Source organism: Mesorhizobium sp. WSM4808, assembly GCF_055811675.1.
On sequence record NZ_JBVVQX010000015.1, the window covers coordinates 41,347 to 55,334 of the forward strand.

Sequence of the window (13,988 nt, forward strand, 5' to 3'; positions counted from 1 at the left end):
TTCGGTTGGAGACAGCCAAATCCGGGCTGCGTGGAATCGAAATGGGAAGAGAAAAACGGCGATTCAAGACAATGTCCGCCAAATCCGGACAAGCATCTGAAATGATTATCGCTTTTTGATCATATCGAGGAAAAGCACGACCAGCCCGGCAATCAGGCCCCAGAATGCGGCGCCAACGCCGAACAGCGTCAGACCCGACGCGGTGACGACAAAGGTGACGGTGGCGGCCATGCGATCCGCCTCTTCCTTCAGCGCGATAGACAGCGCGTTGGCGAGCGACGCCATCAGCGCCAGGCCTGCCACCAGCACGATCAGGCTCTGCGGCAGCACCGCAAAGATCGCCACCAGCGAAGCGCCGAAAATCGCAAAGATAAGATAGGCGAGCGCATAGAACGGCCCGGTCTTCCAGCGCTCGGCAGGATCGGGGTGGACGTCCGGTCCGGTGCAGATCGCCGCCGAGATCGCCGCCAGATTGGTCGTCGAGCCGCCGAACGGCGCCGACAGCAGCGAAAACAGGCCCGTGACGCCGATCAGCGGGCCGGGCTCCGGGTGATAGCCGGCGGCGCGCAGCACGGCGAGCCCGGACAGGTTTTGCGAGGCCATGGTGACGAGGTAGAGCGGCAGTGCCAGGCCGATCACCGCCTTGGTGGTGAAGTCAGGCGCAATCAGCGTCAGCGTCGACAGTTCCGGTGTCGGCAGGCCACCGACGCGGCCGGTGAGGAAAGCGGCGAGGCCACCGCCGATCAGAACCGCCAGCACCGACAGCGCCGGGTTGAACAGCCTGATAACGAAGAAGGCGGCGATCAGCGGCAGGATCAGCCATGGGTCGATCGGAATGGTCTTCACCGCATTGAGCGCGAAGGTGACGACGATACCGGCCAACATGCCCGAGGCGACCGAGGGCGGTATCCTCGAGATCAGCTTGGTCAGGGGCCGAAACAGCCCGGTGGCGATCAGAAGGACGCCGGTGACGATGAAGGCGGCGACGGCCTCGCTCATCGAAAAGCCGCTCGATGCCGCGATCAGAGCCAGGCCCGGCGTCGACCATGCGGTGATGACAGGCATCTTCGTGCGCCATGACAGCCACAGGCTCTCGATCGCCATGGCCAGGCAGATCGTCGTCACCCAGCTTGCCGTCTCGATCTGCGTCGCACCGACTGCGGTGGCGGCTGCGATGACGATGGCCAGCGTGCCGCCGAAGCCGACGATCGCCGCGACGAAGGCGGATATCGGGATGGAAAGGCGCATCAGTTTCCCCTCTGCGCCATCGCATCGACGGCCCTAACCAGCATGTCGAGATCCTGCGGTCGCGACAGGCGATGGTCGCCGTCGGGGATCAGCGACAGTGTCACGTCGTCGGCGGGCAGCAGGCTGACCAGCTTCAGCGCATGGCTTGCCGGCACATCTGCATCGGCCAGGCCCTGCAGGATGTGCACCGGGCAATGGGTGTCGATCGGGCCTGTCATTGTCAGGTTGTCGCGCCCGTCCTCGATTAGCGCGCGGGTGTAGATGTAGGGTTCCGTGGAATAGTCCGACGGCTCTTCGAAGAAACCTTTTTTGGCGAGATCGCGCTTCTGCGCCTTGGTCAGCACCGGTTCGACAAGTTCGGCGGTGAAATCCGGGGCAGGCGCCAGCAGCACCATGCCGGCGACGTTGCTATCGCCTGCCTTGCGCAGTTCCTGCACCATGCGCAGCGCGATCCAGGCCCCCATCGAGGAGCCGACCAGGACCTGCCTGCCCCGGGTGAAATGCCGGAACACGGCAAGGCTTTGCGCAAGCCATGTCGAAATCGTGCCGTCGGCGAAGGCGCCGCCGGATTCGCCATGGCCGGAATAATCGTGGCGCAGGAAGGCGCGGCCTTCTTTTGCCGCCCAGTCCGACAGCGTCTGAGCCTTCGTGCCCAGCATGTCGGACTTGTAACCGCCGAGCCAGACGATGCCCGGCGTAGAGCCAGCAGTATGGCGCACCGCGATGCGCGATCCATCTACATCCAGAAAGATTGGGGGCGTGGCAGTCATGGCTTTTCCTCAACGCCGGTCTTGTGACACGGACGGTGGCGTGGCGAAAAGTGCTCACGATGTTGTTTGTTTGGTGCAGAGCAGCGATCAGGGTGATTTTCTGTCAATGCTGTGCTATTGACTCCGCCCGCGCGCTCACCACATTGGCGCGTCCATGCATCAACACTGACAGACCCTGAACGAAACGGCCAAGGAGACCACGACCATTCGCAGACCTTTCAAAGCAGCGGCGCCGACCAAGGATGGCCCGCGCTCCAACCGTGACATCCGGGTTCCCCGGGTCCAGCTTATCGACGCCGAAGGCCAGAACCGCGGCGATGTTTCCATCAACGACGCATTGCTGCTCGCCGAAGAGGCTGGGCTCGATCTCGTCGAGATATCGCCCAATGCGGTGCCCCCCGTCGTCAAGATACTCGATCTCGGCAAACTGAAATACGCCAACCAGAAGAAGGCGGCCGAGGCGCGCAAGAACCAGAAGGTCATCGAGATCAAGGAGATCAAGATGCGCCCGAACATCGACAGCCATGACTACGAGACCAAGATGAAGGCGGTTCGCCGCTTCTTCGAGGAAGGCGACAAGGTCAAGCTGACGCTGCGCTTCCGTGGCCGCGAGATGGCGCATATGGAACTCGGCATGCAGCTTCTGAACAAGGTCCGTGAGGAAGTGGCGACGATTGCCAAGGTCGAGGCGGAACCGAAGCTCGAAGGCCGCCAGATGATGATGGTGCTGTCGCCGCGCTAAGATCTGCATCGGCGCGTATCTAGGATCACGATAACGTCAGGCTTGGCCATCGCGCTTAAATCCGCCTGAATCACATCGCAAGGCGTCCCGGCGATCGGCGGGACGCCTTCTTCTTGTTCAGACGCTGCGATCGCCGGCAAAATTCCTGACGATCGGATTCACTATGGTCGATGAAGTCAAGGTTTCGGACGTGGACTTCAAACACGGGCTGGGCAATTACCAGCATATGCGCCGGATAGTGCTTGCCGTTCTCGTGGTCGTGCTGTTTGCAGCATTGCTGTTTGGCCAATCGACGTTTCCGCCCGACACAGCCGTGCACGAGACGATCGAAATGTTCGGCGTGCTGCTGATTTTCCTCGGCATCGTGGGCCGCCTTTGGGCGACACTCTACATAGGCGGGCGCAAATCGTCCGAGGTGGTGACTGGCGGGCCTTACTCGATAACCCGCAACCCGCTCTATGTGTTCTCGACCGTAGCCGCGGCTGGCGTCGGCGCGCAGATCGGTTCGTTCTCCGGCATCATCCTCTTCGGGCTTTTGTGCGCGGGGGCGTTCCATATCGTCATCCTGCGCGAGGAGAAGTTCCTCAAGGAAGCGCTCGGCGCGCCGTATCAGGCCTATCTGGCGCGGGTGCCGCGCTTTTTCCCGAAACTGTCGCTCTACCAGGAGGGCAATACCGGAAACTTCAAGCCGCGCCTGCTGTTGACCACGCTGCTCGACGGTTTGGTCTTCCTCGTCGCGCTGCCGGCCTTTGAATTGATTGACGGCGCCCAGCAGTCAGGCATGTTGCCGGTCTGGTTCACGCTGCCCTGACGAGGACACAGCGCCGCATCTCCACAGGTGTTGCGCGCGGGCCGTGTTTGACGTATAGCACCGCGGTTCAAGAAAACCGCCCGGCAGGGCATGCCGTGGCGGTTTCATTTGCTTTTCGGGCTTTGGTCGGCCTGAAGCGAACAAGAAGCGCGATAGTGCGCCAACAATACGGAGTAGCAAAATGCCCAAGATGAAGACCAAATCGGCCGCCAAGAAGCGGTTCAAGATCACAGGTACGGGTAAAGTCCTGTCGGCTGCGGCCGGCAAGCGTCACGGCATGATCAAGCGTTCCAACAAGTTCATTCGAAATGCCCGCGGCACGATGGTTCTGGCTGAACCGGATGGCAAGAAGGTCATCAAGAATTTTCTGCCGAACGGCCTCTAAGGCATTCGGTCCGGACACGTTTTAAGGAGATCATGACATGGCACGCGTAAAAAGAGGCGTCACTTCGCACGCCAAGCACAAGAAGGTCCTGAAAGCCGCGAAAGGCTTCTACGGCCGCCGCAAGAACACCATCCGCATCGCCAAGCAGGCGGTGGAAAAGTCGATGCAGTACGCGTATCGCGACCGCAAGAACCGCAAGCGCTCGTTCCGCGCGCTGTGGATCCAGCGCATCAACGCCGCGACCCACGAGCATGGCCTGACCTATGGCCGCTTCATCGACGGCCTCAACAAGTCGGGCATCGAGATCGATCGCAAGATCCTGTCGGACATGGCCATCCACGAGCCGCAGGCTTTCGCAGCCCTGGTCGCCAAGGCCAAGGTGGCGCTCGAATATCTGAAGAACACCACGCCGAACGCTTTTGAAAGCGCTGTCGCCTAAGACCAGCGCTTCCCAAGCATTCGCAATTCTGATTTGGGGAACCCGCGCTGGCACGGCTGGCGCGGGTTTTCTTTTGCCTGAACTTCAACTTAAAAGTGACTTTCACTTTGAGCTGATTTCCAACGTAGCGAGTTTTGACCGTGAACGACGCAACCACTGGCCTGGATACGCTTGAAAACTCACTTCTGGCCGAAATCGCCTCGGCCGCCGATGAGCCGGCCATCGAGGCCGTGCGCATCGCTGCTTTCGGCAAGAAGGGCGCCGTGTCCGAGATGCTGAAGACCCTTGGCGCCATGACCGCCGAGGAGCGTCAGGTCAAAGGCCCCGCAATCAACGGACTCAAGAACCGCGTCACAGATGCGCTGACGGCGCGCAAGGCCGAGTTGAAAGATGTGGCGATCACCGCGCGCCTCGCCGCCGAAAAGGTCGATGTGACGCTGCCGGTGCGGCAGTCGCCGGCTGAGCGCGGCCGTATACACCCGATCAGCCAGGTCGTCGACGAGATTGCGGCGATCTTCGGCGACCTCGGTTTCTCCATCGCCGAAGGTCCCGATATCGAGACCGATTACTACAATTTCACCGCGCTGAATTTCCCAGAAGGCCATCCGGCGCGCGAGATGCACGACACCTTCTTCTTCCAGCCGGACGAGAAGGGCGAGCGCAAGCTTCTGCGCACCCACACTTCGCCGGTGCAGATCCGCACCATGGAGACGAAGAAGCCGCCGATCCGCATCGTCATTCCGGGCAAGACCTACCGGCAGGATTCGGATGCCACCCACTCGCCGATGTTCCATCAGGTCGAGGGGCTGGTGATCGACAAGACGGCCAACGTCGCCAACATGAAGTGGGTGCTGGAGGAGTTCTGCAAGGCCTTCTTCGAGGTGCCGCAGGTCAAGATGCGCTTCCGGCCGTCCTTCTTCCCGTTCACCGAACCGAGCCTCGAGGTTGATATCCAGTGTGACCGCTCCAGGCCCGGCGAAGTGCGCTTCGGCGAAGGCTCCGACTGGATGGAGATCCTCGGCTGCGGCATGGTGCACCCCAACGTGCTGCGCCATGGCGGGCTCGATCCGGACGAATATCAGGGCTTTGCCTGGGGGATGGGCATAGACCGTATCGCCATGCTGAAATACGGCATGCCGGACCTGCGCGCCTTCTTCGATGCCGACGTGCGCTGGCTGTCGCATTACGGCTTCAGGCCGCTCGACATGCCGACGCTGTTCGGAGGCCTGAGCGCATGACAGCGCCCTATGCCGGCGGCTGCCGCTGCGGCGCCGTGCGGTTCGAGGCATCAGTCGAACCGCATCACGTCAGCTATTGCCATTGCGGCGATTGCCGGCGGGCCAGCGGCGCGCCGGTGTCGGCCTTTGTCGGCTTTCTGGTCGATCAGGTCGCGTTCACCGGCAAGGCGCTGAAGATGTATGAGAACGGCCCGGTGACGCGCTCGTTCTGCGGCACTTGCGGCTCACCCATCGCCTATGTCGACGAGCGGCTGGAGGACGACATCTACTTCATGCTCGGCACCATGGACATGCCGGCCGATTTTGAGCCGACGCAGCATGCCTATGTCAGCGAACAGCTTGCCTTCCTGCATATATCCGACGACCTGCCGAGACATCTGAAAACAAGCGTCAAAAGACCAGACGGAACAGTCCCATGAAATTCACCCTCTCCTGGCTCAAGGACCACCTAGAGACCGACGCCACGCTTGACGAGATCGTCGAGCGACTGACCTCGATCGGCCTCGAAGTCGAGCATGTCGACGACAAGTCGAGCCTGAAACCCTTCGTCATAGCCAGGGTGTTGACGGCGGTGCAGCACCCCGATGCCGACCGGCTGCGCGTGCTGACTGTCGATACGGGCAACGGCAAACCACCCGTGCAGGTCGTCTGCGGCGCGCCCAATGCGCGGGCCGGCCTGATCGGCGCCTTTGCCGCGCCCGGCACCTATGTGCCCGGCATCGACGTGACGCTGACGGTCGGCAAGATCAGGGGCGTCGAAAGCCACGGCATGATGTGTTCCGAGCGCGAACTGGAACTGTCCGACGAACACCACGGCATCATCGACCTGCCCGAGGATGCGCCGGTCGGCACCAGCTTCGCCGCCTATGCGCATATCGACGATCCGGTCATCGAGATCAATTTGACGCCGAACCGGCCGGATGCGACCAGCGTCTACGGCATCGCCAGGGATCTGGCGGCGAGCGGGCTTGGCCGCCTCGTCGGCGGCGCCATCATGTCGCATGTCGGCAACGGCATGTGTCCGGTCAAGGTAACGATCGAAGCGCCGGAGCTTTGCCCCGGCTTCGCACTCAACCTGGTCAAGGGCGTCAAGAATGGGCCGTCGCCAAAATGGCTGCAGCAGCGGCTGATCGCCATCGGGCTGAGACCGATCAGCGCGCTGGTCGACATCACCAATTACGTCACCTTCGACCGCGGCCGCCCGCTGCATGTGTTCGACGCCAGCAAGGTTGCCGGCAATCTCGTCGTGCGCCGCGCGCGCGATGGCGAAAAGGTGCAGGCGCTCGACGGCCGCGAATACACGCTGACGCCGGAAATGTGCGTCATCGCGGATGACAACGGCGTCGAGTCCATCGCCGGCATCATGGGCGGCGAGCATTCGGGCTGCGACGAGAACACATCAGATGTGCTGATCGAATCCGCCCTTTGGGATCCGATCACCACGGCGCGCACCGGCCGCACGCTCGCCATCATCACCGACGCGCGCTACCGCTTCGAGCGCGGCGTGGACCCCGAATTCATGGTTCCCGGCGTCGAGCTGGCAACGAAACTGGTGCTCGATTTCTGCGGCGGCACGCCGACCGAAATGGAAGTCGTCGGCTACGCCGGCCACAAGTCGAAGATCGTTTCCTTCCCGCTTTCGGAAGTGAAGCGGCTGACCGGCATCGAGGTTCCCAGGGCGGAAAGCCTCGACATCCTGTCGCGCCTCGGCTTCAAGCCGGAGGGCTCGGGCGATGTCGTCGATGTCGCCGTGCCGTCCTGGCGCCCCGACGTCGATGGCAAGGCAGACCTGGTCGAGGAGGTCATGCGCATCCACGGTGTCGACAACATAGCACCGCAGCCGCTCGGTGCGCATGACGCGGTCAACGCAAGGATCCTCACCACGCTGCAGGTCCGTACCCGTACCGCCAAGCGCGCGCTTGCCGTGCGCGGCATGATGGAAGCCGTCACCTGGTCGTTCATTCCGGCCAGGCACGCCGAGCTGTTCGGCGGCGGCCAGACCGTGCTGAAGCTCGCCAACCCGATCGCCGCCGACATGTCTGACATGCGGCCCTCGCTGCTGCCGGGCCTGATCGCTGCTGCCCAGCGCAACGCCGACAAGGGTATCGGCGACGTGGCGCTGTTCGAAGTGTCGGGCACCTATGAGGGCGACGGCGCCGACCAGCAGCGGCGCGTGGCCGCCGGCGTGCGCCGCGGCACCGCCAAGCTCGACGGCTCAGGCCGCAACTGGGCCGGCAATTCAGGCCCGGTCGGCGTGTTCGACGCCAAGGCCGACGCGATCGCCGCACTGGAAGCCTGCGGTGCGCCTGTCGACCGGCTGCAGATCGAGGCCGGCGGCCCGGCCTGGTATCATCCCGGCCGTTCCGGCACGATCAAGCTCGGTCCGAAAACCGTGCTCGGCACCTTCGGCGAATTCCACCCGAAGACGCTGGAAGGCCTTGATGTTTCCGGGCCACTGTGCGGCTTCGAAGTCTTCGTCGATGCCGTGCCCGAACCGAAGGCCAAGCCGACGAAAACCAAGCCGAAACTGGAACTGTCCCCCTTCCAGGCGGTCAAGCGCGACTTTGCTTTCGTCGTCGACAAAACGGTCGAGGCCGGCACGCTGGTGCGCGCGGCGCTCGCCGCCGACAAGAAGCTCATCACCGCCGTCTCGGTCTTCGACATCTTCGAAGGCGCTTCGCTGGGCGAGGGCAAGAAATCGATCGCCATCGAAGTGTCGATTCAGCCGGTTGAAAAGACACTGACCGACGAGGATTTCGAGGCACTGGCCAAGCGTATCGTCGAGAATGTCGGTAAGCAGGCCGGTGGCGTTCTGAGGACGTAGCGCCCAAGGCGACTGAACTGTTAGCGATGGGGCTGCTCATCCGTCCACGGGACGGATGAGCAGCCGTTGCCGCAATGGTCAGAACCCGCCGCCGACCCTCAGGCCAAAGGCATGGCTGTAGCTGTCTTGAAAGCCGATTGTGCCGCGATAATCGAGCCCGATGGATAACCCTTGGTGCAGCAGCAGATCGGCGCCCAGGCCGATCATCACCTGGTCACTCGCCAAAGGCTGCGTCTGGAAGCCATAGACAAGGCCATCCGGACTATCCGCGTAGCGGATATCGACGCCGCTCGAGCCGGAGAATTCGTGAGTGTATTCAAACCGGAAGCGTGGTGTGAAGACGCCGAGGGCCACCGGCATGTCATAGCCGCCGGCAAGGCCAAGCGTGCCGCCGAGGCTGTCGACACTCTGCTTGCCGAAGCTCAGCGAATAGATGCCTGCTCCGGTTTCGGTAAACGCGTCGAGGCTCGAAGAGGATGCCGTCAACCTGGCGAACGGAGTGAGTCGCAGCCCGCCGACGCTATGATCGAAACCGGCAGTCAGCGAGCCGAAAATCTGGTCGCCGTCACGCTGACCGTCGGCAAAGCCGCCAACACTTGTCACGAAGCGCTTCGAATCGAAGCTGAACGAACCGTAGCCGGCCAGGGCATCGAGAAACAGGTTTTCGGCCGGGCGATAGCTTGCATAGAGCGTCGCGCTGTAGGCCTCGCCGGAACTCTCGGTGCCATTGCCGCCAATGTCGCTGTCGTCGCTGGAGTAGCCGACGGCCAGACCGGCGACGAAACGGTCGTTGAAACGGTAGTCGATGCCGGTGGTCATGTTGATCGAAACGGAGTCCCGCTCCGCGCTATTGTCAGGCAAACTATGGCCGAGATCGATGTGACCGCCGGCCCACAAGCCGAAGCCCAGCTTTGCCGCGTCGCCCCCACAATCGGATCCGTCTGGAAAGTCGACGCTGGCGGCATTGCCATCGGCGCCTTGGCCAGACAGTTCGAGCCCATTCGCAAAGGCCTTGCGGCACGCCTCGCTTCGCAAAGCGCCCATGCGATGGTTGATATTGTCTGTCTGCCCGGCGGCGAATTGCTGCACCGCTTGCGCCTGGGCATTGAGCAGCCCGGCGACCTCCGGATCGTCGGAGGGGTCCGGCCGCGTGGTGACGGTGATGGTCACCGTGGCCGGATCGGAAACGCCGCCGGGGCCGGTCAGTGTGTACGTTACGATGACGGTGCCTGAAAACACCGGCGAGGACGCGAAGGTCAGTAGGTAGTTGGGCGCGCCGGACAGCGTCGCCGTGCCGCCCTCGGCGGGGGCGCTGGACATGATCGCCGCGGCGCTGAATGGTTCGCCGGTAGCACCCGGCGTCAACGGCAGCGAAGCCGACATGCCGGCAACGATGGTCATGGTCAGTGACGGCGCCGTCGGTCGGGGCGCCGCAGCGATGTCCAGCGTATACTCGCGCCTTGCCCTGTTCTCGGAGGTGTCGAACACATCGACGGCAAAGGCAAATGATCCGCTCTCGGTCGGCGTGCCGCCGAGTGTGCCATCGGTTGCGAGCGAAACGCCTTCGGGCAGATTTCCGATGATCCGCTGAAACGTGTAAGGCGCGCCCACACCGCCGGTTGCGGTCAGCATCTGGCTATAGGGCTGCCCAACCTGGCCATTGGGCAAAGCTGCCGGTGAAATTACGATGGGCGGGCCAGTGGTGATCGCAAGCGTGTAGTCGCGTTCGCCGTTGTTGCCGACATGGTCCGTCGCCCGAATCCTGAAACTGTAGACGCCGGGGGGCGCTATGACCGGCCCGGAGAGGACGCCGGCACTGCTGAAGGCGACGGGCATGGAGCCCGAAACGATCGAGAACGTAAAGGGGCGGCCAGCACCACCCGAAGCCGTCAGCGCCTGGCTATAGGGCTGGCCAATCTGCGCGCCGGGCAAGGCAGCTGGTGAAATGACGACCGGGTTGTCCGCGATCACGATGGTGTAGTCGTGTTCGCCGCTGTTGCCGACATGGTCTGTCGCCCGGACCCTGAAACTGTAGACGCCGGGGGCGGCTATCACTGGCCCTGAGAGGACGCCGGCACTGCTGAAGGCGACGGGCATGGAGCCCGAAACGATCGAGAACGTGTAGGGACCGCCAGCGCCACCCGAAGCCGTCAGCGCCTGGTTATACGGCTGGCCAATCTGCCCGCCGGGCAACGCAGCAGGCGAAATCAAGACCGGGTTGTCCGCGATCACAATCGTGTAGTCGCGTGTGCCGGTGTTGCCGACCTGATCTGTCGCCAGGACTCTGAAATTATAGGTGCCGGGGGCGGCTATCACTGCCCCGGAGAGGACGCCGCCGCTGCTGAAGGAGACCGGCGTGACCCCCGAAGTGAGCGCGAACGTGTATGGCCCGCCAGCTCCGCCTGAAGCCATCAGCGTCCGATCATAGTGCTCACCAACTCTCCCATCCGGCAGCGTGGCCGGGGAAATCACGATCGGCTCCGCCGCAGCACTTGCATTGAGCGAGGCTGCGATCAGAACGCAGAAGGTCGCGGCAATCCAGAACCACTTCGCAGTCAATTTTGCCCTGTCGATCGGTCCTCTCGACGATGCTGCTGGCCAAACCGACGATATCTGCATGCCCAGGCTACCCCAGCCGGTGTGGAAAATTCCAATAGCAATCGTCCATGCCGGCAGATGGGCAGACGCGCATAGTCGTCAGATGACGAGGGTGGGGCTGTTTTAGGGCCAGGCCGAGCATCATGGTCCGGTCACGTTGCAATCTGGCCACATCTTTGGTGGCGCTATGGGCGAAGCATTGCGGATACTTGCCGAATCGCTCTCCAAAGGGCGATGGATCCTCTCTGCTATTCGGGCCTTCCTCTTGAAGAGCAGCGCGCGGCGTTTCTCGCCATCGTGCTTGCCGACCCGCTGTTGCGCGACGCGCTGGCGCGGGCTCGCACGCTCGACCTGCCGGACTGGCTGGTGGTTTCCGGCGCGCTCTACAACAGTGTTTGGAACCATCTGACCGGCAAGCCTTCGGGGTATGGCATCAGGGATGTCGACCTGTTCTACTTCGATGACAGCGACCTCTCCTACGAGGCCGAGGACGCCGTTATTCGCCGCGCGGAGAAGCATTTCGAAGGACTGCCGCTGCCGGTCGAGGTGCGCAATCAGGCGCGGGTGCATCTTTGGTATCCGCAGAAGTTCGGGCGGCCGTGCCCGCGCTATTCGAACGCCAGCGATCCCGTCTGCTATTTCGCGTCGAAGACGCACGCCGTCGGGGTTCGATACGATGCTGACGGGCAGCTGGTGTTGGTGGCGCCGTTCGGGCTGGATGATGTTTTTTCGTTCCGCATCACACCGAACCGGGTGATGGACAGTCAGAAGACGCATGAGGCGAAGGGCAGACGCGCCCAGGAGTATTGGCCGGAGATCACTGTCGTGCCTCGGTAGGAAATGTCGGCAGGGCAGAGGGGGGCGCTTCACGCCAGCGTCTCCCACCTTTTGCACCGCGCTGCGTACGAAAAAGGGGCGCCCGGCGCCCCTTTCGCTTACTCGCAGTTTTTACCCATTCACCAGCGCCAGCAACTCCTCAGTATAGCGCTTGCCCATAACCTTGTTGGGCGACAGCGCGTCACCAATAGCCTGCATCTCGGCCGCGCTTAGCGCGATGTCCGCCGCCGCCGTGTTCTGCTCCAGATGGCGTATCTTGCGCGCGCCGGGGATCGGTACGATGAAATCGCCCTGGTGCAGCACCCAGGCCAGCGCCAGCTGTGCCGAGGTCACGCCCTTTTTAACAGCCAGCTTTTCCAAGGTGGCGATGACAGCGGCGTTGGCTTCCATCGCCTCGGCCTGGAAGCGCGGCAAGGTCCGGCGCCAGTCGCCGTCGCTCAAGGCCTCGGGGTCGGCGATCGTGCCGGTCAGCAGCCCACGGCCGAGCGGGCTATAGGGAACGAAGCCGATGCCGAGCTCGCGGCAGACGGCGAACACCTCGTCTTCCGGGTCGCGGCTCCACAGCGAATATTCGCTCTGCACGGCCGATATCGGATGCACGGCATGGGCCCGGCGAATGGTCGCGGCACTCGCCTCGGACAGGCCAAGCGCGCGCACCTTGCCCTCGCGCACCAGTTCGGCCATGGCGCCGACCGTATCCTCGATCGGCACGTTGGGGTCGACACGGTGCTGGTAGTAGAGGTCGATCACATCGGTGCCCAGCCGCTTCAGCGAGGCCTCGGCGACCGCTTTGACGTGCTCGGGGCGGCTGTCGACGCCAGCCATGCGGTCGAGGCCTGTACCTTCCTCCAGAATCCGGAAGCCGAATTTTGTCGCGATCGTCACCTTGTCGCGCACCGGCTTCAGCGCCTTGCCGAGCAGGATCTCGTTCTCGAAGGGGCCATAGACCTCCGCCGTGTCGAAGAAGTTGACGCCGATATCGACGGCGCGATGCAGCGTGGCGATCGCATCGGCTTCCGCTTGGCCGCCATAGGCGAAGCTCATGCCCATGCAGCCGAGGCCGACGGGGTAGACGTTCAATTCAGTTCCTAGCTTGCGGGTTTGCATAACGCGTCTCCTTGTTGCGATGTGGGAGAAATAGCGCCTTGCCTTGTGTTCGATAATCGGCTTCCATCCGCACGGGCTGTACTAAAAGATAGATCAATGAATCGCGCGCATCTTTCCCAATTGGCCGTGCTGGCAACTGTCGCTCAATGCGGCAGCTTTCGGGGCGCCGCCAGGGAATTGGCCATCGCGCCTTCGGCTGTCAGCCACGCGGTATCCAGCCTGGAGGCGCGGCTTGGCGTTCGGCTGCTGGCGCGCAGCACACGCAGCGTCGCGCCGACCGAAGAAGGTGCGCAGTTGCTGGAGCGGTTGCGGCCGGCGCTGTCGGAGATCGACCTGGCGCTGGAGACGGCAATCGAGACGCGCGACCGGCCGGCCGGCAATCTGCGCCTGACCGTGCCGCGCACGGCAGCGCATTTGGCGCTGACGCCACGGCTGGGCGCCTTTGCGTCGGCCTATCCCGACATCGTGCTGGAGATCGTCATCGAGGACCGCTTCACCGACGTGGTGGAAGGCGGCTTCGATGCTGGCGTCCGGCTTGGCGAGAGCCTGCAGCGCGACATGATCGCGGTGCGCATCGGGCCGGACCTTCGCGGCGCGGTGGTCGGCGCCCCGGTCTATTTCGAGGTCAACCCCAAGCCGCGCCACCCGCGCGACCTGGCCGGCCACCGCTGCATCCGCTTCCGCTTCTCCAGCGGCATCCTCTACCGCTGGGAGTTCGAGAAAGGCCGCGAGACGATCGAGATGGCGGTGGAGGGACCGCTGATCCTCGACGAGGACCATCTGATCGCCCAGGCGGCGGTCGACGGCGCCGGGCTCGCCTTCGTCTTTGAGGACTATGTCCGCGCCCCGCTCGCCGACGGCAGGCTGATCCGCGTGCTGGAGGACTGGTGCCCGCCCTTCGACGGCTTCTTTGTCTATTATCCGAGCCGCCGTCAGATGCGGCCAGCGCTCAGGGCGTTTGTCGATTTCTTCAAGGTGAGTGGATAGAG

At 63.1% G+C, this 13,988-nt stretch carries 13 protein-coding genes; 9 read left to right on the top strand and 4 right to left on the bottom strand.

All coding sequences use genetic code 11. The features are described from left to right. Nucleotides 1-105: 105 nt before the first annotated feature. Entirely contained in the window at nucleotides 106-1,248 is a 1,143-nt protein-coding gene (locus tag AC0L2U_RS24770) for a benzoate/H(+) symporter BenE family transporter (protein ID WP_127266801.1), read from the bottom strand. Next, nucleotides 1,248-2,018, bottom strand: a complete 771-nt coding sequence (locus tag AC0L2U_RS24775; RefSeq protein WP_473602777.1) for an alpha/beta hydrolase — start codon at nucleotides 2,016-2,018, stop codon at nucleotides 1,248-1,250. Before AC0L2U_RS24775 ends, AC0L2U_RS24770 begins: the two co-directional genes overlap by 1 nt. 205 nt (nucleotides 2,019-2,223) lie before the next feature. Between AC0L2U_RS24775 and infC the strand changes: the two genes are divergently transcribed. The 7 genes from infC to pheT all read left to right on the top strand — a co-directional run bounded on the left by infC (nucleotide 2,224) and on the right by pheT (nucleotide 8,457). Further along, the gene (gene infC / locus AC0L2U_RS24780) at nucleotides 2,224-2,760 is read left to right on the top strand and encodes a translation initiation factor IF-3 (protein WP_013528312.1); all 537 of its coding nucleotides are present in this window, start codon (nucleotides 2,224-2,226) and stop codon (nucleotides 2,758-2,760) included. A gap of 163 nt (nucleotides 2,761-2,923) precedes the next feature. Further along, nucleotides 2,924-3,571, top strand: a complete 648-nt coding sequence (locus AC0L2U_RS24785) for a methyltransferase family protein (RefSeq protein ID WP_127808259.1) — start codon at nucleotides 2,924-2,926, stop codon at nucleotides 3,569-3,571. A 181-nt stretch (nucleotides 3,572-3,752) separates the two neighbouring features. Continuing rightward, nucleotides 3,753-3,956: a 50S ribosomal protein L35 gene (gene rpmI, locus AC0L2U_RS24790; protein ID WP_006201248.1), complete on the top strand. Its 204-nt coding sequence runs from the start codon at nucleotides 3,753-3,755 to the stop codon at nucleotides 3,954-3,956. Nucleotides 3,957-3,993: 37 nt separating this feature from the next. Beyond that, entirely contained in the window at nucleotides 3,994-4,395 is a 402-nt protein-coding gene (gene rplT / locus AC0L2U_RS24795) for a 50S ribosomal protein L20 (protein WP_023672281.1), read from the top strand. 140 nt (nucleotides 4,396-4,535) lie between these two features. Continuing rightward, nucleotides 4,536-5,633 carry a phenylalanine--tRNA ligase subunit alpha gene (pheS, locus tag AC0L2U_RS24800; RefSeq protein ID WP_127808258.1) on the top strand — a complete coding sequence of 366 codons (1,098 nt, stop codon included), beginning with the start codon at nucleotides 4,536-4,538 and terminating at the stop codon, nucleotides 5,631-5,633. Further along, complete coding sequence (locus AC0L2U_RS24805) at nucleotides 5,630-6,052, top strand: GFA family protein (protein ID WP_127328541.1); 423 nt, start codon at nucleotides 5,630-5,632, stop codon at nucleotides 6,050-6,052. The genes pheS and AC0L2U_RS24805 overlap by 4 nt, the downstream gene beginning before the upstream one ends. Beyond that, entirely contained in the window at nucleotides 6,049-8,457 is a 2,409-nt protein-coding gene (gene pheT, locus AC0L2U_RS24810) for a phenylalanine--tRNA ligase subunit beta (protein WP_292680227.1), read from the top strand. Before AC0L2U_RS24805 ends, pheT begins: the two co-directional genes overlap by 4 nt. Nucleotides 8,458-8,535: 78 nt before the next feature. Here pheT and AC0L2U_RS24815 read toward each other — a convergent pair whose 3' ends face one another. Continuing rightward, nucleotides 8,536-11,016: an autotransporter domain-containing protein gene (locus tag AC0L2U_RS24815; protein ID WP_473602778.1), complete on the bottom strand. Its 2,481-nt coding sequence runs from the start codon at nucleotides 11,014-11,016 to the stop codon at nucleotides 8,536-8,538. Nucleotides 11,017-11,289: 273 nt separating this feature from the next. Here AC0L2U_RS24815 and AC0L2U_RS24820 point away from each other — a divergent pair, with 273 nt between their 5' ends. Beyond that, nucleotides 11,290-11,892 carry a nucleotidyltransferase family protein gene (locus AC0L2U_RS24820; RefSeq protein ID WP_473602779.1) on the top strand — a complete coding sequence of 201 codons (603 nt, stop codon included), beginning with the start codon at nucleotides 11,290-11,292 and terminating at the stop codon, nucleotides 11,890-11,892. Between the two features lie 111 nt (nucleotides 11,893-12,003). Here AC0L2U_RS24820 and AC0L2U_RS24825 read toward each other — a convergent pair whose 3' ends face one another. Continuing rightward, nucleotides 12,004-12,999, bottom strand: a complete 996-nt coding sequence (locus tag AC0L2U_RS24825; RefSeq protein WP_473602780.1) for an aldo/keto reductase — start codon at nucleotides 12,997-12,999, stop codon at nucleotides 12,004-12,006. Nucleotides 13,000-13,095: 96 nt separating this feature from the next. On the opposite strand from AC0L2U_RS24825, the gene AC0L2U_RS24830 reads away from it, so the two are divergent. After that, on the top strand, nucleotides 13,096-13,986 hold the full coding sequence (locus AC0L2U_RS24830) for a LysR family transcriptional regulator (RefSeq protein ID WP_127266811.1): 891 nt from the start codon (nucleotides 13,096-13,098) through the stop codon (nucleotides 13,984-13,986). Nucleotides 13,987-13,988 lie beyond the last annotated feature (2 nt).

What these genes read in the sequence shown, in the direction of transcription:
- AC0L2U_RS24820 (WP_473602779.1), top strand. Translation starts at nt 11,290, where the DNA reads ATGGATCCTCTCTGCTATTCGGGCCTTCCTCTTGAAGAGCAGCGCGCG.
- rplT (WP_023672281.1), top strand. Translation starts at nt 3,994, where the DNA reads ATGGCACGCGTAAAAAGAGGCGTCACTTCGCACGCCAAGCACAAGAAG.
- AC0L2U_RS24785 (WP_127808259.1), top strand. Translation starts at nt 2,924, where the DNA reads ATGGTCGATGAAGTCAAGGTTTCGGACGTGGACTTCAAACACGGGCTG.
- AC0L2U_RS24830 (WP_127266811.1), top strand. Translation starts at nt 13,096, where the DNA reads ATGAATCGCGCGCATCTTTCCCAATTGGCCGTGCTGGCAACTGTCGCT.
- AC0L2U_RS24825 (WP_473602780.1), bottom strand. Translation starts at nt 12,999, where the DNA reads ATGCAAACCCGCAAGCTAGGAACTGAATTGAACGTCTACCCCGTCGGC.
- rpmI (WP_006201248.1), top strand. Translation starts at nt 3,753, where the DNA reads ATGCCCAAGATGAAGACCAAATCGGCCGCCAAGAAGCGGTTCAAGATC.
- pheT (WP_292680227.1), top strand. Translation starts at nt 6,049, where the DNA reads ATGAAATTCACCCTCTCCTGGCTCAAGGACCACCTAGAGACCGACGCC.
- AC0L2U_RS24770 (WP_127266801.1), bottom strand. Translation starts at nt 1,248, where the DNA reads ATGCGCCTTTCCATCCCGATATCCGCCTTCGTCGCGGCGATCGTCGGC.
- AC0L2U_RS24805 (WP_127328541.1), top strand. Translation starts at nt 5,630, where the DNA reads ATGACAGCGCCCTATGCCGGCGGCTGCCGCTGCGGCGCCGTGCGGTTC.
- AC0L2U_RS24775 (WP_473602777.1), bottom strand. Translation starts at nt 2,018, where the DNA reads ATGACTGCCACGCCCCCAATCTTTCTGGATGTAGATGGATCGCGCATC.